The organism is Pseudomonas sp. 11/12A (assembly GCF_000800055.1).
Taxonomy (GTDB): domain Bacteria; phylum Pseudomonadota; class Gammaproteobacteria; order Pseudomonadales; family Pseudomonadaceae; genus Aquipseudomonas; species Aquipseudomonas mohnii.
Map to the genome: position 1 here is coordinate 5404036 of NZ_JUGV01000001.1, position 25210 is coordinate 5429245.

Here is a 25210-nt window from a genome sequence, read left to right on the forward strand (position 1 = left end):
TACCAAGCGGGGCGAACACAGGTACTGACAACAGAACGTCCTGCCATTATGTCAATCCACATAAAAAAAGGCGCCACTAGGGCGCCTAAGCCGCCTCCCAAACCAAAGGAGAAACAAGGAGACGGGGTGTACCTGGTAGTCGAACAATTGGTGCCGCAGGTTAGCGCTCGTTAAAGCAGTTGCAGTGGGTACTCGACAATCAGTCGGACCTCATCCAAATCAGATTCGAAATCGGTAGCACGCGTGGTTGCTTGGCGAACACGCAGAGACATGTCCTTCAGAGAGCCTGACTGGATGATGTACTTAGCCTCAATGTCTCGCTCCCAACGCTTTTGGTCTTGCAATGGCGCTCCATCTGCCCCGCGACGCATGTACACGCGGTTCGCGTTGGAATAATCAGCGTCCCACCCCTTCGCGTAGCGAGTCATGAAGCTAAGGCCCGGAATGCCGAAAGCTTGCATATCAAGGTCGTAGCGTAGCTGCAAGGATTGCTCTTTCGGTGAGTTGAAGTCGCTGTACTGGATGGAGTTATCCAGAAAAATCGAGTCCGATTGGCGTAGGTAATCGAAATCGTCATTGCCGTTGCTGCGTTGATAGCCAACGGTCACCGTATGGACGCCGAACTTGACCCCGGCTTTTCCGCTCCAGATATTGTTATCAAAGCTGTCTAGGAGTTTTTTACCCTCGTCGACCGCGCGGTAGTAATTAAATCCACCGATCAACGCGACGTTGTCTGAGAGCGGGTAACTAAGCGAAGTGCCAGCGTAATACTGATTCCAAACGTCCTTGAATTGACTGGCGTAAAGACTCACACCAACGAACTCATTGACGGTGTAATCCCCCCCTAGGTAAGCAATCCACGGAGCATCAACAGCACCGGCATAGAAAGTCGAAAAGCCGTCACGCATGCTGCTGGAGTTGGGTTGGCTCATCGCATGCAGCCGGCCGCCCTGAATGGTCAGGTCTTTAATGCTGGTATTGGTGAACGTTGCTCCCCGGAAACTCTCTGGCAGCAGTCGAGAATCGCCATATGCCACGACAGGCGTGGATGGAAATACGTCTCCTACTTTGACCACCGTATCCATAAAGCGAGCCTTCGCAGCTCCGCCTACTTTTGAGTAAGAGTCTTCAGGTTGGCCTTTGCTGTTATAGGGCATGACATCCACTGAGCTTCGAGCCCCCGAGCGCCCATCACCCGAATCAAGTTTGAGTCCTACCATTGCAAATGCATCAATGCCGAACCCGACGGTGCCTTCGGTGAAGCCAGACTCAAAGCGCCCGATAATCCCATGAGCCCATTCTTCAGCGTAGCCATTGCCTGTGGGACTTGACTGGCCCTTTCGATAGTCACGATTGAAGTAGAGATTACGATTGAGAAGACTAAGGGTGCTCCCTTCAATGAACCCCTCAGTTTTTTGCTCAACGGCCACTGCAACTTGCCCCATGCTCATGCCAAGGGCAATGAGAGAAAGACCATAAAAGCTTTTATTGTTCATTTAACACTCCAGGCTTTAGCTTGGCAGAGTTTCTTTATGAAATATTTTTATCATTATAAAAAAGCCACCGGCACGTAGAGATTCCCTCTAGGTGCCGGCAGACATAATTTCATACAAAAGATAACTCCAGCGTGACCTGAAAATTACTTATACGTCAGCGACCAGTAAGCATGCTTAAAAAGCATAATTGAATGATCTGACGTAGGCATGACGCTTAAGGGCTAGCTTCCATGTGGGCAGTTGGTACCCATAACCTTGTACTCCACGGTGTTGAGCTTCCCAGCCGAGTCTTCATAGGTCATACGCGAAGGCGCAACACTACAGGATTTGTTGGCTTGCGTGACACTGACAACCTTCTGAATATCGAGGTTCATACCATACTCATAATGAACAACTTCAGGGATGGCCTTACCATTTTTTAAGGCATATTGCTCCATCGCCTGTTGGTTTTCTTGCATCATCCGGCCGTAAACGCGGTCACCGCCGCCTTCAGCCATTGCCAATGAAGACAAGGTTAAAATAGAAACGGCGAAAAGTGCTTTTAATGCTTTCATGATTTTCTCCTAGAGCTCACTTACTTCTGACTAGAGGATAACCAATGAAGCCTTTCAGAAAGCTGCCGCGGATATTACATATGTGTAAGGTGTCCCGTGTACTCGTGAGTTCGACTCTTAGAAATTTAATTTTTTGGCGGGTACTCTGAATGCGTCATACGAGCATCAGAAATTAGCTCGAGTTCTACATGGAGTATCTATGAGCCTTTTATTGAAAAATACATATCCCCCATATCACGGAGAGCTGCTTGGCACACTCCAGTAGCATGAGTCGTTTGCGCACAGCTAGATTAGGCAGCGAACGTGTTACAAATGCCATTACGGGCTGAGAAAGTTCGGGGCTACGTTGAGCGCGGAAAACACGATCGACAGGATGGTCATCAACAGCCATACGAAACCATCCCAGTATTTTATCGCGGCCAGCAGCAAGGCCCCGACGATTGGCAGCAAGGACAGCCCCTTCAGCAAGCGAAAGGTCCTGGTGAGCGTTCGGCCCTGCTTGTCGACCTGGTCAATGGTGATCCTGAGCAAGCCCTGAAGTTTTGGGGGATAGGTTTTTATCTTGTCCTTAAAATCATCGAAGATGACATTGAAACTGTGTAACAAGCGCTCTGTTTGCAGCATTTGATTGTGCAGGATCGCAAGCAGAACCACAGAGACGACTGCCAGCCCAAGGACAAGAATAAAACCTTCGAATTTTGAGGTTGTTTTCTCCAGCACGACCAGACCCGCTAGCGATATCGGCAGGGCAAGCATCTTGCCCGCGATGTCACCCAGTACCCCACTAAGCTTAGTGCCATAGTCGATTTCAGCCTGGGCCACCTCGCGCCGGGCCCGCTCAAACGAGAAGCTATAGACGTAGGTTTGCAGATTCGCACGGTACGTGGCGAGGATCTCCCGCCACTCCCGCACGATCACCAAGAATAGATTCGGCTCGCTCTCAAACTTCTCGATGACGCTCGCCACCGCCATCCGAATCATCAATTTTCGTTCGGAGAGGTGCGCCTTGTTTTCGTTTTTTCGATTGAGTATTTCTTCCAACAAGCTCAGGTGGTTGAGCTCATAGTCAAGAACCTTGACGTCAACCTGGGTAGGCAACAGAAAAGTTCTCGGAGGCTTAGCCCCATCAGGAGGCAAGGCAAAAAACAGGTTATAACCATCTAGACTGCTGTCTTTGTCGACACCGATCGCTAGCAGTGCAAGCAGCTCGATCAGCCGGCAAACGCGCCTGAGCGTCTTAATCGCCGAAGGTTCGGTGTCATCACTATCCGCCCAACTGAGCTCAACAATGTACACGTTGCTCGGAAATTGGCCCTTGCCCAATGAGCCATTGCGAGCGACAAACTCGCCTAAGTTCGCGTAGAACCGGCCCGACTCGTTCGATGGCAAGCGAAACTCAATATCGAGAGAGTCAGCTTTTTCAGAGCAATGCTCGAACTTGCCATAAGCTGCGGGCAGGTCATCACACATTCGCAACGCACCGATAATGTCGGGCGTTGGCCTCCCCTCATAGCGGATGACCCCATCCTCAATGGTGGGCGCTCCGAGGGCACGGTAGAGAGCTACCACATTGGAAAACATTCTTAGCCAGCCCTAGCCAGCAATTCTTTCTCGATCACACCAACCAGTTCGGCAGTCAGATTGGACAGGGTCAACTTCTTCCGTCCCTCATCATAGTAAACGTCTGCGGCCGGATCCTTACCTAACGCTCCACGCTCGAATTGCAACGACCAGTTAGCAGCGTCCCCCTTGATACGGGTCTTCTCTTTCAGCGATTTCGCATTGACCGTAAAGTCGTCCGGCACCTTATGTTTCTCACTATTCAAATAGTCTTTCAGACCAACGATTTCATCCACTAAGTCAGCGGGTACGTGTGCGACCGCGACGTGGCAGATGGCGTCCAGGCGCGCGGACTTGCCTGCGGCCAACTGTTCCTCCAGATATTTGATCACCGCCTCTTTGGCCTTATAACCAAAGCTTTTTAACGCTTTGTTGTCGCGAAAAAACCGGGCAACGTTATCAATTGCATTTTTTGTAGCGCGTCCGGAGGCAACTCCTTTCGCACAACCCAGTGCAGAAATGAAATAGTCAGATGCCTGACTATCACGGCCGCGGCTGATGAAGCACAGGTAGGTTGAATCCACTTCATCCTCTGCGTCATCCTCATCCTGCTCAGGCGCAGCAGCGGCCGCAGCAGCCATAGCCTTTATGGCCACGAAGCTAGCCAAGTTGATCCTGGCGGCCTGCTGAACCTTGTTGAGATCGACCTCTTGAATTTCCTTCGGCACATAGTTTTCGTCCAGCTGAATACCACCGCGCTCCTTCATGCTGGCGACCAGGAAAAAGTCGGTTGCGCCCGAGGTGTACTGGGCGCAAAGGATGTGTCCACCAGTCGACAAGACTTGATTACCGGCTTGCTCCACCAGTTGGTCCATTGCCAAGTGGGTCAAGTCGATAAATTGCGCTTTATCATCTTGTACTTCTACGAACGCGGTGAAGCGCTCTGGAAACGGCCCCTGACGGTCATCATTGGCAAACTGTCCATAGACCACGCTGTTGCCTTCTTTGCCAATGAGGCCGTGGATGCCATTGACTAGAAAATGTAACGCAGGATTTTCAGTATCGAGCGCCACATCCTTCTTGACCACCTCGGAGATAAAGCTGGTCTTGGCCAGCTTCTTGAAGCTGTGAATAATGGCAGTTTTCAGTGTGATCATTGGTCGAATTCCGTTCCGATAGTATCAATATAGAATCACTGAAAATAACACTTTACCCAACAAACTTCAGGGCTTATCTCGGCACGTGACACCGCCTAAGGGCTTCAACACTTAGGCAATGAGTAAGACCACAAGAACCCATTAACTGTACATGCATACAGCATGATAATCTATGCCGTTCATCAGCACGAGGGTCGGAGCGTTGAAGCGCGGACAGCACCATCTCGGATTGCCACAAACCATGGTCTCTATCATAGACTCAGTCTGAGAGAGTTTTTCCAGCCTTATCCGTCAGTGCTGGAGCTCAACTGGGGAGTGTGGACCACTATCGCGAACTCTCGTGTTGGATCGCTCGGATCCTTTGTTTGAAGCAACTCTTCAAAGGAGCCGATCCCAAAGATCACCCATGGTTCTGGGTAATGTCGCAGGAGGCGTTTTGCCTGCTGACGAACAGATTCTGGGAGGGTCTTATCTCTGGACAGCTCACGCAAGAACTCGCCTGTTTGGACAATACTCCGGGTACGCTCGCAGGGCATGGTCATGTGTCGCCACTCCGCTAGATTTTTCACTTAACCTTAGAGAGCCCACCACCATCGCCTAAAGCTCTGTGGGTGCGAGCCATTCGTTTGAATTGTAGCAAGCACGCCGCTCGGCTCCTCTGAAGTAAACAGGCCCCCATAGGGCCTGGTTCTCGGGGACGATTGCTGATACGTCGCCAACGCCATGTCTTGGTAAGCACCGGGAAAATACGGGGATGGTTGAGTCGGACGAAGCCCAAAACATTGAACGTCGATGAATGCCACATTACGCACCAGTGACTCTCAGTACAGGCTCTGCGCGACGCCCAGGTCTGTTCGTACCCTTCGACCGGGTCCCATCAACCGCCATCGATAGATAGCTGGGGGAAGCTCGGGTACTTTTCTGGCGGTGCATCATTTCAGTGAGTCGTGTAGGCTTTTCTCATCTATTTTGTGAGGTCTAATCGATGGCCCCACAAAATAAATGATTTTTCGTGATTGTTTGTTGGGGCTCGGAATCATCTATTTTGGGAGCCGACAGCTAGCTCCGGTCATCCCTGTGTAGATCGGCTTTATGCTACTGGCACCTCTGATAGGCGCTTTGGCTTCGAAAGCTTCCAAACTGCCGTCGACAGCTGCCAGAGCGGTCACCTTCAGCTCATCGACCCGTAACTCTTTGGTGGTTCTCCCGCTGGCTCTGGCATTGAAGAAATTCGAGGGCTTGCTGCCGCTGCGGTGATAACCCAGACGTTGATTGCGTTGATCTACATCCGCGCAATACCGGCACTCGTCTGGCGGAAAAAATCGCAGGCGGTGTCAGTGACCTCACAGGTTTGCAACTCAACTCAAGATGGACCAGCTGCGCGCTGATCACAATTTACTTAACCACGCACAAGTAATTCAGATTGGTTTGACCGATATTACGTCGAAATACCGAAATTTCTTTTTTTTAGCTTCATTTTTGGCGTCTTGTTCGGCAACAAGCGTGCTCAAGGTATTCGCATCATAGATAAACACTTCTACATCGCCTTCAAACTCCCTCGTAACGTGTAGGGTAACCCGAAGCTTCGGAGAGAGAGATTTAGCAAAGGATCTCGGCTTTGGGCTAGGCTCAGCTTTTGAGACGACCTCCGGCTCAGGCTTTTCCGTAGAAAGCTGTGGATCCGATTGGTTTGATGAGCCAAACAGGGCCAGGCGCATTTGTTCCTCACTCAGTTCTGCCATCATTTGGAATTCTCTCGTTGCTTAAGAATGGGACATTCTACACAAGGCTTCGCGATTTCAGTCCGATCGACCAGGAACGAACGCCTCCTTTGGCATGGTGATCAATACATAATCGTCTGCGGTACGACGATACTGCTTTGGAGTCCCGGAGGGTCGACCTGACTTGCCAATGTGTATCGATGATCGCACGTCCGTTATCGTTGATAACGGCTGCCGGCCCGAGTTAATGATGCATGGAGGTCAAGAAAAAAATTACAACCAAAAGAATGAGACAAACTGAGACGGCCAAAACAATGACTCTTTCATCCATGGGGGAACTCCTAAAATATTTCTGAAAATCTGACCCCGCACGCAAAAATGTCTCACGGATCTTCAGACTTGAGCGGCTTCGTGACTAGCCACGCCACCCAAATTTAGCACCCACCGGCGAGGTGGGGATGATTTGTGATCTTGCCGGGACCCCGTCCCCGACAGAGTTCGCATCTGCGCCTCCTATTCCAAGGCAATGGATGTTAGGTAACACCATCTGCGCCAACAATCCTTATTCCAGCTTGCTCGCTCATTCAAATTAAATACCTACGATCCTGGGGGATCGACACGCTCCATTGAGGCTGCACATCAAGAACATTCTGGCAGTAGCGTTTGTGCAACATGCTGCGTGTGAATGCGATGTTTTGCGCTGCGGGTCATGAAGCGCTCATGGAAACGAACGTAGCAAACAAGAGCTACGCATTGGCTGGCGGATCGCACGCAAGCCAATTTTATAAAGAGAGCAGATAAACATTACAAAATTGTAATTTTACAATCATGTCCCCGTTATCTCCAGATTGCAACGATACAGCTCGGCGACGATACGGGAGGCGCAACCTGCTTCCCGTAAACAATAATTCCAGCCGAAGAGCTTTCTAGTTCTGCCGAACCTAAGGAGTGATGGATGAATAACAACACAAAATTTTCGATGGCCGCGTTGGCAATCGTTGTCAGTTCTGGCCCTTCCGTGGTATTTGCGGAGGAGAAGGCCGAAGGGTTTATAGAAGGCAGCAGCCTTACGGTTCTTAACCGAAACTACTACTTCAATCGTGATCACCGCAACGGTCAGTCGAGCGCGACAGGCAACGGGTATTCCGAAGCGTGGGCACACGCAATCATCAGTAAATTCGAGTCCGGTTTTACTCAGGGCACCGTGGGTGTCGGTGTTGACGCGTTCGCCATGATCGGATTGAAACTCGACACGGGTGACGGCCGTAATGGTGGCCGTAGTTCGTTCGACGTACTCCCTGTCAATAGCGACGGAGAGGCGCGGGACGAATACACCAAAGTAGGTGGTGCGGCTAAAGTTCGTGCTTTTGACACCGTAGTGAAAGTCGGTGATGTATTTCCGGCCAACCCTGTTGTCGCTGCTGGTGATTCGAGACTTCTGCCGGAAAGCTTCCGTGGTGTGACGGCGACCAATACTAGCATTGAAGGTTTGACAGTTCAGGCGGGTCGCCTTCACTCTATGAGTCAGCCGACTTCCAGTAATATGCGCGACAACTTCGCGACCTTCTATGCAGGGCCAGTCAACTCGCCGTGGGTCGGCTACTTTGGCGGTGACTATAACCTAAACAAGAACGTAATCGTCAGCCTCTATTCCAGCCGCCTCAAAGACGCTTGGAATCAATACTATGCTGGCACGGGGTTAAATTACGCATTGACGGATGAGCTTTCCGTATTCGGTGGGGTGAACTACTACAAGGCCGTCGACGAAGGAAAAAAACTTTTAGGTGAGTTCGATAACAATATCTGGAGTGCTAAAGTCGGCGTGAAGTATGGTGCCCACTCGGTTGCACTGTCTCACCAACGAAATAATGGTAATGACGACTTCGACTATCTGCGTCAATCTGATTCAATTTTTCTTGATAACTCAATCCAGTACAGCGACTTCAACTCGCCGAAAGAGCGCTCCTGGATGGCTCGCTATGACCTCGACATGACCACGTATGGCGTGCCAGGGTTGTCGTTTATGACACGTTACGGCCGTGGCACCGACGCCGATTACTCGAACGCTAACGCGACGTACATGCGACGCGATGCCGACGGAAATCCGCTGACCGATCAGAAACGCTGGGAACGCGACATCGAGGCAAAATACGTCGTTCAGACAGGTACTTTGAAAGACATGTCTTTCCGCCTGCGGCAGGCGACCATTCGCTCAACCGCATTTGAGTCGGATCTGGATGAAGTCCGTGTGATTGTTGAGTATCCACTGGCTATTCTGTGACATTGAGCGGGATGACTCGCTCTCGGAGCATCCCGCTATTTGAAAGTTACAAAAATGTCATTTTTCAATCATCTTCACGTTAGGTTACGTTTTTTATACTTATCGTGAGTTAATAGAATTCTAGCTAGCGCATCTAGCTTGGATTCTATAGATGAGTAACTAGTCTGCGAAAGTCTGAACTCAATGCTGTTCAGTTGTAATATCCGCTCACCTTTGGAAGCTCCTTTGCTCCTTTGGAAAAGGTGAATTTTTAAGACGTCCTCCGGGACGTCTTTTTTTGGCCTGTCAAAACTTGAGCAAATAAAAAACGCCCGACACCTTTGAATAACGAGGTGGATCGCGCGTTAATGATTCTTCTGATAGCAACGCAGCTATTAGCCGCCTCGTTTACGGCAGTCTCCAGCGACCGTGTAAGTGATCGTATTTAGCTGTCCTTCGGAATCTTCATAGGTCATTGCAGCAGGCACCACTGCGCAGACTTTCGCTGGCCTCACCACACTTATCACCTTTACAACATCCACCTTCATCCCGTACTCGTATTCTTTCGCCACCGGAGCGCTCTTTCCCTGGCTAATTGCATACTGTTCCATCGCTTTGGCATTAGCCGTCATCATTTTTTCAAAGGCCTTGTCTCCTCCCCCTTCCGCCAGTACGAGAGAGGAAAACGCCAGAGCTCCAGCGAAAGTAATAATGTTCATGAACTTCATATCTTGCACCTCATATATTAACTGTTACAAGGATATCAATTCGAACATTGCGACGGCGTGGCGCCTAAATTACGAATGTGTAATAAAGCCGTCCAAAAAAAAACCGCGACCGGAAACCGGAAGCGGTTTTTTATACACAGTACTACTACATTTCACGTGTCTCATCTTTAGCATCACTTGATACCACGGGGTCACTCTTTCCTTCTTTAGCTACGTATTTCTCCATTGCCACGTCTCTTGCGGCCATCATTTTTTCGAAGGTTCTGTCCCCACCGCCTTCGGCCAAAGCAACTGAAGAAAGGATTAAAGCACCCGCAAAAGCGCAGATTTGAGCAATTTTCATACTGACACCTCATATAGTTAACGCTATTAGGGTATCAATTCGAACCTATCAACACGGTGGCGCCAAGATTACAGATTCGTTATGTAACTTGCGTAAAAAAGCCCACTATCGAATCTCGATAGTGGGCTTGAAAACCAAAGAACTATATGGCTGCTATTTTGTCGTCTTCGGCTTCATCCTCATCTCGACGGTGCGCCCAGTGATAAAGCGCAGGCAATATCAGTAGGGTCAATGCAGTTGAGGATAGGATGCCCCCGATCACCACGGTAGCCAGTGGTCTCTGGACCTCTGCCCCCGTTCCGGTGGCCAGCGCCATCGGGATAAAGCCCAGGGAGGCCACCAAAGCGGTCATCAACACTGGGCGCAACCGTGTCAAAGCCCCTTCATTGATCGCAGAGCTCAACGAATGTCCTTCCTCCCGAAGATTGCGGATGAACGCAATCATCACCAGACCATTCAGCACCGCCACGCCTGACAACGCGATGAAACCAACACCTGCCGAGATCGACAGCGGGATGTCTCGGAGCCATAAAGCCATGACTCCGCCCGTCAGAGCGAATGGAATACCGGTGAACACCAATAGGCCATCCTTGAGGTTGTTGAACATCATGAACAAGAGTGCGAACACCATGAGCAGGGCCACCGGGACGACAATCTGTAGTCGCTTGGCAGCGGATTGGAGCTGCTCGAATTGTCCACCCCAGGTGGTCCAATAACCGACCGGGATCTGCACCTCTTTATCAATGGCCTTACTGGCCTCCTGTACAAATGAGCCGATATCCCGTCCACGTACGTTGGCGCTGACGATCACCAGACGCTTGCCGTTTTCACGGCTGACCTGGTTTGGTCCCAGCACCAGATCGAGGCTCGCCACTTCTGAAAGAGCAATGAACCCGATCTGATCGGCATTGCTGTTAAGCAGCGCCGGCACCGGGATTAGCAGTGTGGACAATCCCTCGAGATCCTTACGCATGGCATCGGATAAACGCACCACCATGTCGAAGCGGCGGTCTCCTTCATACATCGTACCGGCTTGACGGCCACCGACCGCCACTCCAATGGTGTCTTGTACGTCGCCTACGTTCAGACCGTAACGGGCGGCTTTATCACGGTCGATGTTGATGGTCAGTACCGGCAGCCCCGACGTTTGCTCGACCTTGACCTCGGAGGCGCCATTGATTTTCTGCATGGACGCGGCAATTTTTGCAGCGGTGCTGTTAAGCACCGCCATGTCATCACCGAAGACCTTCACTGCCACATCACTGCGCACGCCTGAAATCAGCTCGTTAAAACGCAGTTGAATAGGCTGAGAAAGCTCATAGTTGCTTCCGGGCATCGCGGCTGTAGCTTTTTGGATATCGGCTATCAACGCCTCCCTGGATTTATTCGGATCAGGCCATTGATTCTTCGGCTTGAGCATCACATAGCTGTCAGAGATGTTTGGTGGCATTGGATCGGAGGCAATTTCTGCTGTACCAGTACGAGCAAACATCCGCTTGACCTCAGGTACCTTTGCCAACACAAGGTTTTCAAGACGTTGCTGCATTTCTACCGATTGCGTCAGGCTGGTACCTGGGACACGCAATGCTTGCAACGCGAAATCCCCTTCACTGAGACTCGGCACAAACTCGCTGCCCATTCGACTAGCGACCACACCGCACACCGCGATAATGCCTAGTGCTATGGCGAATGCCAGTGATCGATGGCCCATGACCCATTCTAGCGCCGGGGCATACACCCGACGGGCGCCACGCATGATGATGTTCTCTTCTTCCTTGACCTTGCCGGTGACGAACATCGCAATCGCCGCCGGGACAAAGGTCACCGACAACAGCATCGCGCCGAGCAAGGCGATCACTACGGTAAACGCCATTGGGTGAAACATTTTTCCTTCGACGCCGGTGAGGGCAAAAATCGGCAGGTACACGACCATGATGATCAGCTGGCCGAAAATCAACGGTCGGCGTGCTTCCTTGGCCGCCGCGAACACTTCGTGAAAGCGTTCGGAGCGGGTGAGGATGCGTCCGTGGTGTTGCTGCGCATGGGCTAGACGTCGGATGGCGTTTTCGACAATCACCACCGCGCCATCAACGATGATGCCGAAGTCCAGAGCTCCGAGGCTCATCAGGTTCGCGCTGACCTTGTTAGTGAACATCCCGGTGAATGTGAATAGCATCGCGAGCGGGATCACCATGGCAGTGATCAGCGCGGCGCGAATGTTGCCGAGGAACAGGAACAGAATCGCGATTACCAGGATCGCACCTTCAATCAAGTTCTTCTTAACGGTGGCGATCGCCTTGTCCACCAAATTAGTACGGTCATAGACGGTGACTGCCACCACCCCTTTTGGCAGTGAGCGATTGATTTGCTCAAGCTTGCTGGCAACTGCCTGGGCTACGGTGCGGCTGTTCTCACCGATCAGCATGAACACTGTGCCGAGCACCACTTCACGACCGTTTTCGGTCGCGGCCCCCGTCCGCAACTCACGGCCGATGTCCACGGTTGCGACGTTCTTGACGCGGATGGGCGTGCCGTCGACGTTGGCCATGACGATATTGGCGATATCGTCGGTGGTCGCTACTTGGCCGGGTGCGCGAATTAGTAACTGTTCGCCACTGTGTTCGATGTATCCGGCACCTACGTTGGCATTGTTGCGCTCCAGCGCTGTAACAAGGTCAGTCAGCGTAAGCTTGTAAGCCGCCAAGCGTTTTGGATCGGGCGCAATCTGGTACTCCTTGGCGAACCCGCCAATGGTATTGATTTCTGCGACCCCGGGAACATTGCGCAACTGAGGTTTGATGATCCAGTCTTGGATCACCCTCAGGTCGGTCGGCGTATAGGGACTGCCGTCCTCCTTGACTGCACCTTCTTCAGCCTCGACCGTCCACAGGAAAATTTCACCCAGGCCGGTTGAGATCGGCCCCATGACGGCTTCCACGCCCTCGGGCAGTTGCTCCTTGGCGACCTGCAACCGTTCGTTGACCAATTGCCGGGCGAAGAACAGGTCAGTGCCTTCCTTGAAGATCACTGTGACTTGCGACAACCCCGAGCGTGACAGCGAGCGAGTTTGTTCTAGAGCCGGCAAACCAGCCATTGCAGTTTCGATGGGAAACGTGATGCGCTGCTCGGTCTCCAGTGGTGAAAAACCTGCGGCACCCGTGTTGATTTGCACTTGGACATTGGTGATATCGGGAACAGCATCGATCGGCAGCTTCTGGTAGCTGGCTATACCGAGGCCGGCCATGAGGAGAACCGCGAGCAGCACGATGATGCGCTGCTCGATGGCAAATTGGATCAGGCGTTCGAACATGAGAACCTTCTCGTGGAAGTGGCGGATCAGTGGGCGTGTTCAGCCGAGGCTTTACCCAGTTCTGATTTCAGAATGAAACTGCCGGCAGCGGCGACTTGAACACCGGGTTCCAGGCCCTCCGTGATCTCGACCAGACCCGCCGAACGGCCGCCTGTCTCCACTGGCTGAGCCTTAAACCCGTCGTCCGTTCGAACGAAAACAGTTTGCTTGTCCTCGACGGTCTGGATAGCCGCTTCGGGTACAGCAACTTTTGTTTGCCGAGTATCAGTGTCAACCTGCACGGTCACGAATAGCCCGGGACGCCATGCACCTTGTGGATTGGCCAAGGTCACGCGGACCGTGGCAGTACGGGTTTGCTCACCCAACAAACTGCCGACATAGGCCACGGTTCCAGTGACTTCGGCATTCAGTTCCGGCGCACTGACCGTGACCGACTTGCCCACCAGTACCTTGTTCAAATCCTTTGGTGAGACACCAAAGGTCACCCATACACGCGACAAGTCGGAAAGGGTGAAGGCATTAGTGGTTTCGCTGACAACCTCACCGAGGCCCAAGTGTTTCTCAACCACTACGCCGTCGAACGGCGCACGCAATTCATATCGGTTACCCCCGCTGGCCACCGAGCTGCCACTGAGTACGCTGATTTTTTGTCGAGCATTGCTGAGGGCAATTTCGGCTTCTTGCAAAGCCTGGCGGGCTTGCAGGAAATCCTGTTCGGCAGAGATTTTGTCCTGCCATAACTGTCGCTCACGCTCGTAGGTAGTACGGGCCAACTCAAGACGACGTTGCGCCGCGGCTTGTTCACTACGTTGATCAGAAATTTGTTGGCTGGCGATCACGGCCAGCAACTGGCCTTTTTTCACCGGCTGACCAAGATTGACATGGACCGACTCAACGACACCGGGTACGCGGGGCACCACATGCGCAGTGCGGTCTTCATCAAAACGGATTTCTCCAGGAAAGGGCAATGAAAGGCTAATGCTCTGCGCCTTGGCTTCGACCAACTGGATGCCGGCTGAACTGATCTGCTCCTGGCTCAGTGTCAAGTGACCCTCTTCCGCTTCGCCTTCCGCGTGGTCGCCCTCAGCCGACTTTCCGCCCGTAGTTTCATCGCTGTGATCGTCATGGCCTTTGCCCTCCTGAGCCTGAGCTTCGGCTGAGGGCAGCGATGGGCTGCTCATCCACAATGAGCCGATGCCTATACCCACCGTCAAGGTCAGTACAGTGACGAGGATTAGTTTTTTATCCATGGAGACTCCCTGCGCAGCCCAGTCGGCAGTCACGGATTACCGTGGTATTGCGATGCTGAGCAGCGGTAAAAAAAGCGTTATATGAAATTCACGGGGTTCGAGTGAGAAGGGCGACATCACCGAAAATTCGCTCGATGCGCACCCAGGCGTCTGTCGCCTCGGCGATGGCCTGGATGTATTGCGTTCGGGCGCTGATCAAAGTGCGCTGAGCATCGAGCACGTCGAGGAAGTTAAACTTGCCCATTTCGAAACCTCGGGTAGCGGTGTCGACGGCACTTTGCGCGGCAGGCAGGATGGTTTGATTGAACGACGCGACTTCAGTGTTAGCCGTCATCCACTGATCAAGGGTGGTCTGGATTTCTGTGCGCAGTCGTAACTCACTGGCGTTACGAAGGTCACGGGCTTGATCGGTACGGCGGGCGGCGGCCAGTACGTTGCCCTGATTACGGTTAAACAATGGGATGGGCATAGACAACCCCACGACATTCACCCGCTCGCGCTCACGCTCGTCGTATTGGCTCCCGATACTCACGGTGAGGTCTGGAATTCGCTGAGCCTTCTCCAGGCCAAGGGAGGCTTCCCGCTGATCTATTTGCAGTTTTGCCAATCGCAGCTCCGCGGTTTCACCTATGCGATTAAGCAGCAGTGACGAATCCGGCACGGTTGGCATCGACCGGCTTGGATCACCCACAGATACGAATGCAGGCAAAGGCGCGCCCATGACCTGAGCGAGTCGCTGGTAGGCACTGGCCTCATCCCGCTCAGCCCGCCTCAGTTCCAGGCGCACCTCTGATAGCTGAACCTCTGCGCGTGTACCTTCAACGGGTGAGGATTTACCGCTCTTGATGCGACCTTGAGCTACACGCAAACCGCGCTCGGCGAGTTCAAGTGATTGACGTGATAACAGCAGCCTTTGCTGAGCCGTTGAGGAGCTATAAAACGCCTGAATGACATCGGCACGCAGAACATTGCGTTTGCGTTCCAATTCAATCCCGGCCGCGTCCTGAGCTCGACTGGCCACCTCGATCCTAGCCCCGCGCTTACCGCCAAGCTCGATCGGCTGGTTGATCATCACCGTCGTAGTGCGTGAGTTTCGCCGAGTATCTTCAGCCTCCCAGGAAACCTCAGGGTTAGGGATCAACCCTGCCTGCTGTCGCTCTCCCTGAGCAATACCAGTCTCCCATTGAGCGGCCGCCAGATCAGGGTTATTGGCAAAAGCAGTTTCAAGCGCCTGATCCACTGTGAGCATTTGAGCGGTCGCCGCAAACAAAGGACTAGTCAAAAGTGCGAGGATCGAAATTAGACCTGCTCTTAGCATGGTTTTATGCGTGATTGGGTGAGCAACAAACTTTCTACACCTAAGTAATTCCATCATTCCTTAAAACCTTTAAAACAAAAAGAATTTCCCATGAGGCAAATGTAATTCTCCGCACCTATCAACAAGGTGACTGAAAAATTACAAATACGTTATCCAGCGGAAAAACTTCAATTAATGCATTAGGATGAACTCAATAGGTGCTCGCACCAAGCAACAACCCGAAACAAAAAAAGGGATCCAGACCTAGTACTTTAGGAGGGCAAGGAAACATGACGGACCTTGCAAAGCTTTAGAAGACCATATTGCCAAGCAAATTAAAGATATAGCCAGAGTCGAAACGTTTATACAGATTAATAAAACCCTTGAATCAAGTTCTACGAACATTCAACCATTTCGATACATTTACCAGAGGGTGAAATTCTATGCGAATCCTTGTGATAGAGGACGAGCTAAAAACTGCTGAGTACTTACATCAAGGCCTGACCGAAAGTGGTTATATTGTAGACTGCGCATCGACCGGGGCTGATGGACTTCATCTAGCACGTCAGCAAGCTTATGATCTGGTAATACTAGACGTAAATCTTCCTGAGATTGATGGATGGGACGTTCTTGAAAATATTCGGCAGACTAGTAGTACTCGGGTAATGATGCTGACTGCACGAGGGCGTCTGGCAGACAAAATCAAAGGATTGGATCTGGGAGCCGATGATTATCTGGTCAAGCCATTTGAATTCCCTGAGTTGCTTGCAAGAGTACGGACGTTAATGCGCCGCAGCGAACATATTCCAGTTCCAGAGGTGTTAAAAGTCGCTGATCTTGAACTTGATCAAGGCAGACATCGAGCATTCCGCGGAAAACAACGCATAGATTTGACGACAAAGGAGTTCGCGCTGCTCCATTTGTTGATGCGTCAATCAGGAGAGGTGTTATCCCGCACTCAAATAATTTCTTTAGTTTGGGATATGAACTTTGACTGCGACACCAATGTTGTAGAAGTTTCGATACGAAGATTGAGGGCTAAAATAGATGATCCATTTGAAACAAAATTAATCCATACCCTCCGCGGCGTAGGCTATGTACTGGAGGCGCGAAAATGAAACCGGTCAGCCTATCGATGCGACTGGGGTTGACAGTTAGCATAATGGGAGCAGTACTAGTAGTGCTTTTAGCGATACTAGCTTTTTTAGCGCTTACTCACGAGCTTGATTCACGTGCAAAAAACAGCTTAGAAAAGAAAATGAGTCAGATTGAGCACAGTCTGCTGATGGATATCAGTACCCGTGACATGCGTTTAAAACCACACGTGCTATTAGATCAAGTACTGGGGCATGACAACCTTAACCTGACTATCTTTGATGATGATAATGTGAGTGAACCTCTCCTGAGTTTTGGCGCGGATATACCTGAATTATCTACAAATCAAGCCGGAACAGCCGCCAGTAATAAGCTATCGTACTATTCCCCAGCCGAAGAGTCCGGTATCCACATCCTCACCGCCTCTAAACTCATGAAATTAAAGGATGGTGAGTTCGTATCGGTCTTACTGTCTGTTGATCGCTCGAATGATGAAACGCTATTGAGCGCCTACCTGAGTTCGACCATCGTAGCGGTTCCACTGCTGCTAATTCTGATTGGTATCAGCGCCTGGGCGATTGTGCAGCGCGGCTTATCCCCCCTCCGGGAATTCCGTAAAGTGGCGGCCATGGTGTCGGCCCAGGATTTAAGTCATCGACTCTCCGTTGTCAATATGCCCCAAGAGCTCAGTGAGCTTGCTCACGGTATAAACTTCATGCTGCACCGTCTTGACGGCGGAATTCAACAACTATCGCAATTTTCTGATGATTTGGCGCATGAGTTGCGGTCACCGATTACGAACCTTATGGGGAAAGCTCAGGTAACTCTTTCTCGAGAACGCCCGGCAAAAGAGTACAAGGCTGTTCTAGAGTCATGCACAGAGGAACTAGGACGAGTTACCAGAATTGTTTCAGACATGCTGTTCTTAGCCCAAGTTAGTCATCCGGCCGCACTCGTACCGTTTGAAGGTATTTTACTAGAGGACGAGGCGCTAAAAGTCATCGATCTTTTTTCTCTATCGGCTGAGGAAAAGAGCGTTGTTATAACTGTCAGCGGTTGGGGCAAAGTTCTAGGTGACCGACTCATGATTCAGCGAGCAATTTCCAATCTTTTATCAAATGCTATTCGTCACTGCCCTGCAGGGCAGTCCATTGCTATAGTGATTGAAACGCAAACTGAAAAAGTCTCCCTATCAATAAGTAATCCAGGGGTAGGAATTGATCACCAGCACTTGCTCCATATTTTCGATCGTTTCTATCGTGTGGATAACAGTCGCTCACGAGCGGAAGGTGGTACTGGATTAGGGTTGGCCATTGTCCGATCCATCATGAGCCTCCATCAGGGAACGGCAGATGTCCAGAGTATGCCGGGCCATCCGACAGCCTTTCGACTTACATTTCCAAAATATAATGCACAAAGCAACCTAAAAGCCCAAATTTCAGGGGAGTGATTTTAGTAAAGCTGTAACTAAAACCACGACAAACAATACTCTAAGACCGCGAGTCCGAAAATCCATAGAGCATAGATAGCGCGGGTACTTACAAATCGCAAAGCGAGATCATCTCCCCTTGGTACATCCTGCCAGCCTCCCCAAAAAATGCGTGCAGCATTAAATTGACTATCTGCGCCGTAACACTTCGAAACAATTCCCCATAGATATCAGCCGAGCGGAGCTTGGCTTCAGGCTGAAATAAATGTACGAGAGTCGCGAATTAACATGCCTGCGACATATAGTCGCAAATACTTTGTCGTAAAACGCCCTCCTCCTGTTGACCCTGTAGCAGCTTCAGGCTTGATACTGACCACTTGAGCAATGCGCGGTTTTGAGATTTTTATGATCGAATAGTTCTACATCATTTCTTAGTCGAGCACTTAAATAAACTTCGAAATTTTATTATTCAATTCATATTACATAGGGCAGCACTACCATGCGAATGCTTGTAGTTGAGGATGAGCTTAAAACTGCCGAATACCTGCATCAGGGTTTGACTGAAAGCGGCTATATAGTAGACCGGGCGGCGAATGGTACGGATGGACTTCACCTTGCGCGTCAACAGACCTACGATTTGGTAATACTTGACGTCGATCTACCACAACTTGATGGCTGGGGTGTACTTGAGCGCCTGCGCCAAAGCAGTAACACCCGGGTCATGATGCTGACCGCTCGCGGGCGCCTGGCGGACAAGATCCGCGGCCTCGACCTGGGTGCCGATGACTATCTGGTCAAGCCATTCGAATTTCCGGAACTGTTGGCCCGGGTACGAACTTTAATGCGTCGCAGCGAACACGTTTCCGTCCCGGAGGTCTTGAAAGTCGCCGACCTGGAACTCGACCAGGGCCGCCATCGGGCCTTCCGGGGCGAGCAGCGCATCGACCTGACGACCAAGGAGTTTGCTCTGCTGCACCTTTTGATGCGCCAGTCGGGTGAGGTGCTTTCCCGCACTCAGATCATTTCATTGGTCTGGGACATGAACTTCGACTGCGACACCAATGTGGTCGAGGTTTCAATCCGCCGCCTGAGGGCCAAGATTGATGATCCTTTTGACAAGAAGCTAATCCATACCCTGCGCGGCGTTGGCTATGTACTGGAGGCCCGGGAATGAAGTCGGCAAGCCTGTCAATGCGGCTGGGTTTGGCGGTGAGTATCATGGGTGCATTGTTGGTGTTATTTCTGGCGGTTCTTGCGTTCCTCGCGCTAACGCATGAGTTAGATAAACTGTCAAAAGACAACCTGAGCGAGAAAATGCGGCAAATCGAGCACAGTCTTTCGCTGTATGAAAAACCTGTCGACATCAACATTAAACCGCACGTATTGCTGGATCAGGTGATGGGGCATGACCACCTCAACCTTACCATTTATGACCTGATAAATATGAGGACGCCGCTCTTGAAGTCAGGCTTTGGCTTGACGGACCCCAGGGTGGAGTTGAAGGCGGCAGGGTCTGCCACCGACAAGGTGTCGTACTCCCGAAGCACCGATGATCAGGGCCGGCACTTCCTGACTGCATCCAGACTGATCCGCTTGCCGAACGGTACGAATGTCGCCGTATTGCTGTCGCTTGATTGCGCCAACGATGAAGCGCTGCTCAGCACATATCTAAGCTCGACGATCATGGCCTTGCCGTTGCTGCTGCTACTTATCGGCCTCAGTACCTGGGCAGTGGTAAAACGGGGGCTCGCGCCGCTGCGGGAGTTTCGCAAGGTGGCCGCCATGATCTCTGCTCAGGACCTCAGCCATCGACTCTCGGTGGTCAAGATGCCGCAGGAGCTCAGCGAACTGGCCCATGGCATCAACTTCATGCTGCACCGACTCGACAGCGATGTTCAGCAGTTGTCGCAGTTCTCCGATGACTTGGCCCACGAACTACGAGCGCCCATTTCCAACCTGATGGGCAAAGCCCAGGTGACGTTGTCCCGGGAGAGGCCGGCCGAAGAGTACAAAGCGGTGTTGGAGTCCTCCACCGAAGAGCTTGGGCGCGTGGCCCGGATTGTCTCGGACATGCTTTTCCTGGCACAAGTCAGTCATCCCGCTGCGCTGGTCCCGTTTGAGACCATTGCGCTTGAGGATGAAGCCTTGAAGGTCATCAATCTGTTTTCACTGTCGGCGGAAGATAAACAGATCAGCGTGAGCGTTACTGGCAGGGGGTCGACCATTGGTGATCGGTTGATGATTCAGCGGGCAATTTCCAACCTGATGTCCAACGCAATCCGCCATTGCCCAGTAGGCCAAGCCATCACAATCACCATCGAAGTCCATGCCACAGACGTCTCGCTACATGTAGCCAACCCAGGCGCAGGTATTGAACCTCAACACCTACCGCACTTATTCGATCGCTTTTATCGAGTTGACACTCATCATTCGCGCGCTGAAGGAAGTACCGGGCTTGGTTTAGCCATTGTGAAATCGATCATGAGTTTGCATCAGGGCGTCGCAGAAGTTAATAGCTCCCCGGGCAAGATCACGACCTTCAAGCTCGGTTTTCCAAACATCCATGGACAAACCAGCTGGTGACACCAACCAAAGAAAAAAACAGCCCCTATCACATCAGCCGGTCATTCGCGCGTGTTACGACACACACCCATAATCGCGGCGCAGGGCATAGAAACTCTGCGCCAATAACTGCGGTGTGATGTGGTGCAGCAATGCCGTGAACTGCATGCCCTTGTTCCTTCGGGCTGCTTCACCTACACCGTCAAGTCCCATCGACGCGCAGCTGATCCGGCTCATTGTCCGGGGCGCGGGAGGCCTGTTGGTGTTTCCCTTGGCTACGTCCCTTTCCTCCACTATCTCCGCAGGGCCAGGCCCTTTGTTCGATGGCTTCTCAGGTACTACGGACGTATCCGACTTCTCAGCGACGTGAACAGCAGGGGTACGGCTTTTGGCCTTTCCTGCTCCGCCCGGTGCTTGCGCACTGGACGCAGCTGAGATCTCCCAGTTTCTGTGCGGAGGACTTCCCGACGTGCACAGGGTCTCCGACCGCGCGGGATCAGAGCATGACTGGCGTATAACGCCATGCTCCGTGTTGCCTTCTGCTTCGCTTAACAGCATCGGCATCCCGAACTCCTGATTACGCGGCTCAATGGCTGGCCCATCGGTTACCCCTGTCAACGCTTCACCCTGCATCTCACGGTGCAACATGCATGACTCGGGGTCCGGTTGATTCGCCATTTCTTACCAGTATCGAACTTTCATCGACTATCCTCCGCCAGCTTTAACTGGCGCTCAAAGCGTTTTGGGGATTCCACCTTGCGTGATTAGCCGACTGTCATTGATGCCGGTAACTCTGCACTTGCGCGTAGCATAGGCACCCACCAGGCTGATCTGACCACTATCAGGAGCCTTAGCATTCCTTCGAGCGTCAAGAATCGCGAGCTAGCGAGCAGGCAAGGTGTTAGGTCGCAAATCAGATTCCTCATCCAGGACATGTAAAAGCCACCTATCTCAACTTTGATGATGCATAGTTGTAAATGCAACAAATGGGCGAAGTAACTATTTAAAAATGGCTAAGGGGATGTGTCGCCATTTCATCAGGTGTTAGGGAGCGTCATGCAGCAAGAGTGGCTAGAAGAGCCTATCGCTAAAATAAAGGACGTCGAATCTCGAGGAGTTGAAAAGCTCGAGGCCAGACTCAAGGTTCGATCCGCAATCTTTTTTCTGGGGGTGGTGTGTCTGTCCTTGGTAGCTGTGGTGATGTGGGACGTCTGGAACTCTCGCCAGTATCGTTTGCATGACCAAAAAATCGCGATGTCGAACCTTGCGCAGACCCTGTCATCGCAAGCGCAGGCGTCGATCAAGCAAGCCGACACCGTCTTGTTCAGCCTGGTAGACCGCCTCGAAATCGATGGCATGGGCCACGACCAGTTACCCCGATTACAGCGCTTGCTCATTGCTCAGCGCAACGAGTTGGCTCAGTTGCATGGCCTGTTCATCCATGACGAAAAAGGTGAATGGGTAGCGAGTTCAAGCATGGTCACCCCATCAACCACCAACAACTCCGACCGCGAATATTTTATCTTTCATCGAGAGCATCCTGAACGCAGTCCGCATATCGGCCCTTCGATAAAAAGTCGCACCACGGGCGAGTGGGTCATCCCGGTGTCGCGCAGGATCAATCATCCCGATGGCAGTTTTGCTGGCGTGGTGGTGGCGACCCTCTACCTCGATCATTTTCTTCGGCTGTACAACAGCATCGATATCGGCGGTGACGGCGTTATCAACCTGATATCGGCCGACGCCAAAATCGTCGTTCGCCGCCCCTTCAGCGAAGCTAAAGTAGGCACCAGCGTTGCCAATGGCCCGCTCTTCACACAACTCCTGCCCAAGGGGAGTTCTGGCACCGCAACCGTTAAATCCTATGTGGATGGTGTGGAACGCGTGGTGGGGTTTCGGCGAGTCGATGAGTATCCGCTCATCATATTTGCAGCGCTCAACAAGGATGAAGTCCTGGCGAGCTGGCGACAGGAGTCGTGGCTAAGCGCGGCAATAGTTTCATTGCTGCTGGGCATTCTGGGCGTGCTTGGCTATCGGCTTATCAGGCTGATGAGGCAGCAGAATCATATTCAAAACGAATTGTTGGGCGCTCAAGACAACTTGATCGAGGCCAATCGAACGCTCGAGTTGCTGGCACTGGAGGATGCGCTGACAGGGCTGGCGAATCGGCGTCAGTTCGACCTTTTCATTCAGGCGGAAATGGGGCGTGCCAAGCGCAGCCAAGGGAACCTTGCCTTACTGATGATCGATGTCGATCACTTCAAGCGCTTCAATGATCAATACGGTCATTTGGCCGGGGATGAGTGTTTACGCACCATCGGCGCGATCATAAGAGAGAACATCAAACGCCCCGGGGATCTCGCTGCGCGCTATGGCGGCGAGGAGTTTGCCGTGGTGTTGCCGGGCACTGACTATGTGGGGGCATTTCTGGTTGCAGAGAAAATCCGCCGTGCCGTTCAGCAAGCAGGAATCGAGCATAACGAAAGCACTGAAGGCACCGTCACGGTCAGCCTTGGCGTTAGCGCCTGCAATCCTACATCCCAGGAATCACCCGACGACTTGATTGACGCCTCGGATAAGGCACTCTATGTCGCCAAAACCAGCGGAAGAAATATGAGCGTTATCGCTAACTGACTGACCAACAATGAGCAAGTGAGATTAGGAACGGCGATCCCACCGGTGGTAATCGGCGTAATTACGCAAGGGGGATCGCCAGCCGTTTACGTATAATCACCCTGCACGTATAGATAAAAGGTAGGATGTTAGTTCTAATTACAGTTGGGTTCGTCAGTGAAGGTGCGCGAGACATCGACCGCCCCCAACGCCCCCAAAGTTCGGCGACCAAGCAAGACGGGATAATTCATGTCGCCTCGATCCTTCAGTGAAAACTCTTCCTCATAAATTTTATCACCTATGCACATCGTCATCATGACTACTGGACGACGTTCAGCTCCGCCGGCGCCTCTAACCTTTACATTTCTTTCGACGCGTCGCTCGAAGAGTGCGTTACTCACCTTCTTAGTTTTGGTATCTTTGACTTTAACGTTGAAACGAACCCATTCCTCTCCATTTTTTCGGAATCGTTCCAAGTCTTTCGCATCCATCGAAGAGGTAAGAGCCCCTGTATCTAATTTTACTTTCACGGCAATATTTTCCGGTAAAAGTATTCCTTCTTCAATCCACCCGAATACCTTTTCTGGATTAGCAGGTGTTGAAAAAGCCGGCTGTGCTACAAAAGCCAAAAGCATTGCCAGCCCAGAACAACTTAAAATATTTCTGATCATTTTAATCAACCCTATTGATCGGTATCCGCGATGTAAAAACTTGCGCCCGGTTAAAATAAATGCAACTCAGTTAGTGGACCATACCCTCATGGTCGTCAGCTAGTTTGCTATGAAAGTCCGAACCTTCCATTTGGACAGTCGTATGACTGATCTGAAACTCTTCACTCATAAGCGAAGTTACTTCGGACAAAATATCTTGCTCGCTACGAGAGTTGGAGTCAGCAATAAGATGGACGCTCATTACACTTTTTCCACTGGTCAAAGCCCAAACATGCAAGTCGTGCACATTTTTGACGCCATCGATCCCATAAAGCTTCGCCTCCACCTTCTGTATATCGATGCCATCTGGAACTCCTTGAAGCAATATGTTCAAGCTTTCCTTAAGTAAGGACCACGTTCTAGGCAGCACCCAGAACCCAATACCGGCAGCGACAAGGGAATCTACCCAGTTCCAACCAGTGAAGCGTATCAACAGGGCTGCGATGATGACGCCTATAGACCCCACCATGTCGCTCCAAACCTCTAAATAGGCACCTTTAACATTGAGGCTTTCACCACTGGCAGCACTTAGCAGGCGCATTGAAATGAGGTTGACGATGAGCCCAATCACCGCGATAACCAACATGCCCGTTGACTGAATTTCTGCAGGGGCCTTAAGTCGCAGATACGCTTCATACACGATATATATTGCGACTAAAAATAACAAAACCGCATTGAATGTGGCTGCAAGTATTTCGAATCTTGCGTAACCAAAGGTCCGTTTTTTATCCGCAGAGCGCTTGGCTATATGAATAGCAACCAAGGATATCGCTAAAGCGGCCACATCCGTCAACATGTGAGCCGCGTCGGATAGTAAGGCCAGACTGCCGGTGACAAAGGCCCCGATGACCTCCGCCACCATAAAGCTCGTCGTTAGGGCGAGAGCGATCCACAACATCTTCTCATGGCCTGCGCGCACTTGGCCGTGACTGTGTCCAGAGCCCATAATCTTATTCTCCTAATAGTGACTCGAGAAACCCCCACCATCCTGGTAGTACGTTGCTACGGTCTGTTGCAGAACATAAGGACCTGTGACTACCCCAAACCGTTCCCTTAAGCGATATCCCACTTCAGGATTGATGGTGGTTTGAGGGAAATCTCAATCAAAAGCGCGAAAGCGCAGCC

At 51.6% G+C, this 25210-nt stretch carries 19 protein-coding genes and 1 pseudogene; 7 read left to right on the top strand and 13 right to left on the bottom strand.

Annotation, left to right across the window (positions count from 1 at the left end):
* Nucleotides 1-170: 170 nt before the first annotated feature.
* The 5 genes from GQ39_RS24890 to GQ39_RS33875 form a co-directional block, all read right to left on the bottom strand.
* Nucleotides 171-1496: an OprD family porin gene (locus GQ39_RS24890; protein ID WP_047535421.1), complete on the bottom strand. Its 1326-nt coding sequence runs from the start codon at nucleotides 1494-1496 to the stop codon at nucleotides 171-173.
* A 221-nt stretch (nucleotides 1497-1717) separates the two neighbouring features.
* Nucleotides 1718-2050, bottom strand: coding sequence for a DUF2790 domain-containing protein (locus GQ39_RS24895; RefSeq protein WP_047535426.1), 333 nt, complete (start codon nucleotides 2048-2050; stop codon nucleotides 1718-1720).
* Between the two features lie 318 nt (nucleotides 2051-2368).
* Nucleotides 2369-3631, bottom strand: a complete 1263-nt coding sequence (locus tag GQ39_RS24900; RefSeq protein WP_047535428.1) for a hypothetical protein — start codon at nucleotides 3629-3631, stop codon at nucleotides 2369-2371.
* A 2-nt stretch (nucleotides 3632-3633) separates the two neighbouring features.
* Nucleotides 3634-4767: a nucleoid-associated protein gene (locus GQ39_RS24905; RefSeq protein WP_047535429.1), complete on the bottom strand. Its 1134-nt coding sequence runs from the start codon at nucleotides 4765-4767 to the stop codon at nucleotides 3634-3636.
* Nucleotides 4768-5051: 284 nt separating this feature from the next.
* Complete coding sequence (locus tag GQ39_RS33875; protein ID WP_047535431.1) at nucleotides 5052-5309, bottom strand: BPSL0761 family protein; 258 nt, start codon at nucleotides 5307-5309, stop codon at nucleotides 5052-5054.
* Between the two features lie 514 nt (nucleotides 5310-5823).
* On the opposite strand from GQ39_RS33875, the pseudogene GQ39_RS33435 reads away from it, so the two are divergent.
* A pseudogene (locus GQ39_RS33435) lies at nucleotides 5824-6155 on the top strand (hypothetical protein); the annotation flags it as partial.
* Nucleotides 6156-6185: 30 nt separating this feature from the next.
* Here GQ39_RS33435 and GQ39_RS24915 read toward each other — a convergent pair.
* Nucleotides 6186-6512, bottom strand: coding sequence for a hypothetical protein (locus GQ39_RS24915; protein WP_047535433.1), 327 nt, complete (start codon nucleotides 6510-6512; stop codon nucleotides 6186-6188).
* Nucleotides 6513-7443: 931 nt separating this feature from the next.
* On the opposite strand from GQ39_RS24915, the gene GQ39_RS24920 reads away from it, so the two are divergent.
* Entirely contained in the window at nucleotides 7444-8769 is a 1326-nt protein-coding gene (locus GQ39_RS24920) for an OprD family porin (RefSeq protein WP_047535435.1), read from the top strand.
* A 374-nt stretch (nucleotides 8770-9143) separates the two neighbouring features.
* On the opposite strand, the gene GQ39_RS24925 is transcribed toward GQ39_RS24920, so the two are convergent.
* From GQ39_RS24925 to GQ39_RS24945, 5 genes are all read right to left on the bottom strand, one after another.
* Nucleotides 9144-9476, bottom strand: a complete 333-nt coding sequence (locus GQ39_RS24925; RefSeq protein ID WP_047535437.1) for a DUF2790 domain-containing protein — start codon at nucleotides 9474-9476, stop codon at nucleotides 9144-9146.
* A 145-nt stretch (nucleotides 9477-9621) separates the two neighbouring features.
* Entirely contained in the window at nucleotides 9622-9819 is a 198-nt protein-coding gene (locus GQ39_RS24930; RefSeq protein WP_047535439.1) for a co-regulatory protein PtrA N-terminal domain-containing protein, read from the bottom strand.
* A 142-nt stretch (nucleotides 9820-9961) separates the two neighbouring features.
* Complete coding sequence (locus GQ39_RS24935; protein ID WP_047535441.1) at nucleotides 9962-13129, bottom strand: CusA/CzcA family heavy metal efflux RND transporter; 3168 nt, start codon at nucleotides 13127-13129, stop codon at nucleotides 9962-9964.
* Between the two features lie 26 nt (nucleotides 13130-13155).
* Nucleotides 13156-14379, bottom strand: coding sequence for an efflux RND transporter periplasmic adaptor subunit (locus GQ39_RS24940; protein WP_047535443.1), 1224 nt, complete (start codon nucleotides 14377-14379; stop codon nucleotides 13156-13158).
* Nucleotides 14380-14467: 88 nt separating this feature from the next.
* Nucleotides 14468-15754: a TolC family protein gene (locus GQ39_RS24945; RefSeq protein ID WP_146041516.1), complete on the bottom strand. Its 1287-nt coding sequence runs from the start codon at nucleotides 15752-15754 to the stop codon at nucleotides 14468-14470.
* A 365-nt stretch (nucleotides 15755-16119) separates the two neighbouring features.
* Here GQ39_RS24945 and GQ39_RS24950 point away from each other — a divergent pair, with 365 nt between their 5' ends.
* The 5 genes from GQ39_RS24950 to GQ39_RS24970 all read left to right on the top strand — a co-directional run bounded on the left by GQ39_RS24950 (nucleotide 16120) and on the right by GQ39_RS24970 (nucleotide 23396).
* Nucleotides 16120-16794, top strand: coding sequence for a heavy metal response regulator transcription factor (locus tag GQ39_RS24950; RefSeq protein ID WP_045061360.1), 675 nt, complete (start codon nucleotides 16120-16122; stop codon nucleotides 16792-16794).
* Nucleotides 16791-18221: a heavy metal sensor histidine kinase gene (locus GQ39_RS24955; RefSeq protein WP_047535446.1), complete on the top strand. Its 1431-nt coding sequence runs from the start codon at nucleotides 16791-16793 to the stop codon at nucleotides 18219-18221. Before GQ39_RS24950 ends, GQ39_RS24955 begins: the two co-directional genes overlap by 4 nt.
* Nucleotides 18222-18699: 478 nt before the next feature.
* Complete coding sequence (locus GQ39_RS24960; RefSeq protein ID WP_047535449.1) at nucleotides 18700-19374, top strand: heavy metal response regulator transcription factor; 675 nt, start codon at nucleotides 18700-18702, stop codon at nucleotides 19372-19374.
* Nucleotides 19371-20783 (top strand): heavy metal sensor histidine kinase, encoded by a 1413-nt coding sequence (locus tag GQ39_RS24965; RefSeq protein WP_047535452.1) that lies wholly within the window; start codon nucleotides 19371-19373, stop codon nucleotides 20781-20783. The genes GQ39_RS24960 and GQ39_RS24965 overlap by 4 nt, the downstream gene beginning before the upstream one ends.
* 1035 nt (nucleotides 20784-21818) lie before the next feature.
* Nucleotides 21819-23396, top strand: a complete 1578-nt coding sequence (locus GQ39_RS24970) for a sensor domain-containing diguanylate cyclase (RefSeq protein WP_047535456.1) — start codon at nucleotides 21819-21821, stop codon at nucleotides 23394-23396.
* Between the two features lie 134 nt (nucleotides 23397-23530).
* Here the strand turns inward: GQ39_RS24970 and rloA3 are convergent, their stop codons facing one another.
* Both rloA3 and GQ39_RS24980 read right to left on the bottom strand, forming a co-directional pair.
* Entirely contained in the window at nucleotides 23531-24046 is a 516-nt protein-coding gene (gene rloA3, locus GQ39_RS24975; protein WP_167362945.1) for a retropepsin-like aspartic peptidase RloA3, read from the bottom strand.
* Nucleotides 24047-24116: 70 nt separating this feature from the next.
* Nucleotides 24117-25031 carry a cation diffusion facilitator family transporter gene (locus GQ39_RS24980; protein WP_047535460.1) on the bottom strand — a complete coding sequence of 305 codons (915 nt, stop codon included), beginning with the start codon at nucleotides 25029-25031 and terminating at the stop codon, nucleotides 24117-24119.
* Between the last annotated feature and the right edge of the window lie 179 nt (nucleotides 25032-25210).

Bases quoted from the DNA above. Each gene is read 5' to 3' on its own strand.
- GQ39_RS24890 (WP_047535421.1), bottom strand. From the start codon at position 1,496: ATGAACAATAAAAGCTTTTATGGTCTTTCTCTCATTGCCCTTGGCATG.
- GQ39_RS24895 (WP_047535426.1), bottom strand. From the start codon at position 2,050: ATGAAAGCATTAAAAGCACTTTTCGCCGTTTCTATTTTAACCTTGTCT.
- GQ39_RS24900 (WP_047535428.1), bottom strand. From the start codon at position 3,631: ATGTTTTCCAATGTGGTAGCTCTCTACCGTGCCCTCGGAGCGCCCACC.
- GQ39_RS24905 (WP_047535429.1), bottom strand. From the start codon at position 4,767: ATGATCACACTGAAAACTGCCATTATTCACAGCTTCAAGAAGCTGGCC.
- GQ39_RS33875 (WP_047535431.1), bottom strand. From the start codon at position 5,309: ATGACCATGCCCTGCGAGCGTACCCGGAGTATTGTCCAAACAGGCGAG.
- GQ39_RS24915 (WP_047535433.1), bottom strand. From the start codon at position 6,512: ATGATGGCAGAACTGAGTGAGGAACAAATGCGCCTGGCCCTGTTTGGC.
- GQ39_RS24920 (WP_047535435.1), top strand. From the start codon at position 7,444: ATGAATAACAACACAAAATTTTCGATGGCCGCGTTGGCAATCGTTGTC.
- GQ39_RS24925 (WP_047535437.1), bottom strand. From the start codon at position 9,476: ATGAAGTTCATGAACATTATTACTTTCGCTGGAGCTCTGGCGTTTTCC.
- GQ39_RS24930 (WP_047535439.1), bottom strand. From the start codon at position 9,819: ATGAAAATTGCTCAAATCTGCGCTTTTGCGGGTGCTTTAATCCTTTCT.
- GQ39_RS24935 (WP_047535441.1), bottom strand. From the start codon at position 13,129: ATGTTCGAACGCCTGATCCAATTTGCCATCGAGCAGCGCATCATCGTG.
- GQ39_RS24940 (WP_047535443.1), bottom strand. From the start codon at position 14,379: ATGGATAAAAAACTAATCCTCGTCACTGTACTGACCTTGACGGTGGGT.
- GQ39_RS24945 (WP_146041516.1), bottom strand. From the start codon at position 15,754: ATGATGGAATTACTTAGGTGTAGAAAGTTTGTTGCTCACCCAATCACG.
- GQ39_RS24950 (WP_045061360.1), top strand. From the start codon at position 16,120: ATGCGAATCCTTGTGATAGAGGACGAGCTAAAAACTGCTGAGTACTTA.
- GQ39_RS24955 (WP_047535446.1), top strand. From the start codon at position 16,791: ATGAAACCGGTCAGCCTATCGATGCGACTGGGGTTGACAGTTAGCATA.
- GQ39_RS24960 (WP_047535449.1), top strand. From the start codon at position 18,700: ATGCGAATGCTTGTAGTTGAGGATGAGCTTAAAACTGCCGAATACCTG.
- GQ39_RS24965 (WP_047535452.1), top strand. From the start codon at position 19,371: ATGAAGTCGGCAAGCCTGTCAATGCGGCTGGGTTTGGCGGTGAGTATC.
- GQ39_RS24970 (WP_047535456.1), top strand. From the start codon at position 21,819: ATGCAGCAAGAGTGGCTAGAAGAGCCTATCGCTAAAATAAAGGACGTC.
- rloA3 (WP_167362945.1), bottom strand. From the start codon at position 24,046: ATGATCAGAAATATTTTAAGTTGTTCTGGGCTGGCAATGCTTTTGGCT.
- GQ39_RS24980 (WP_047535460.1), bottom strand. From the start codon at position 25,031: ATGGGCTCTGGACACAGTCACGGCCAAGTGCGCGCAGGCCATGAGAAG.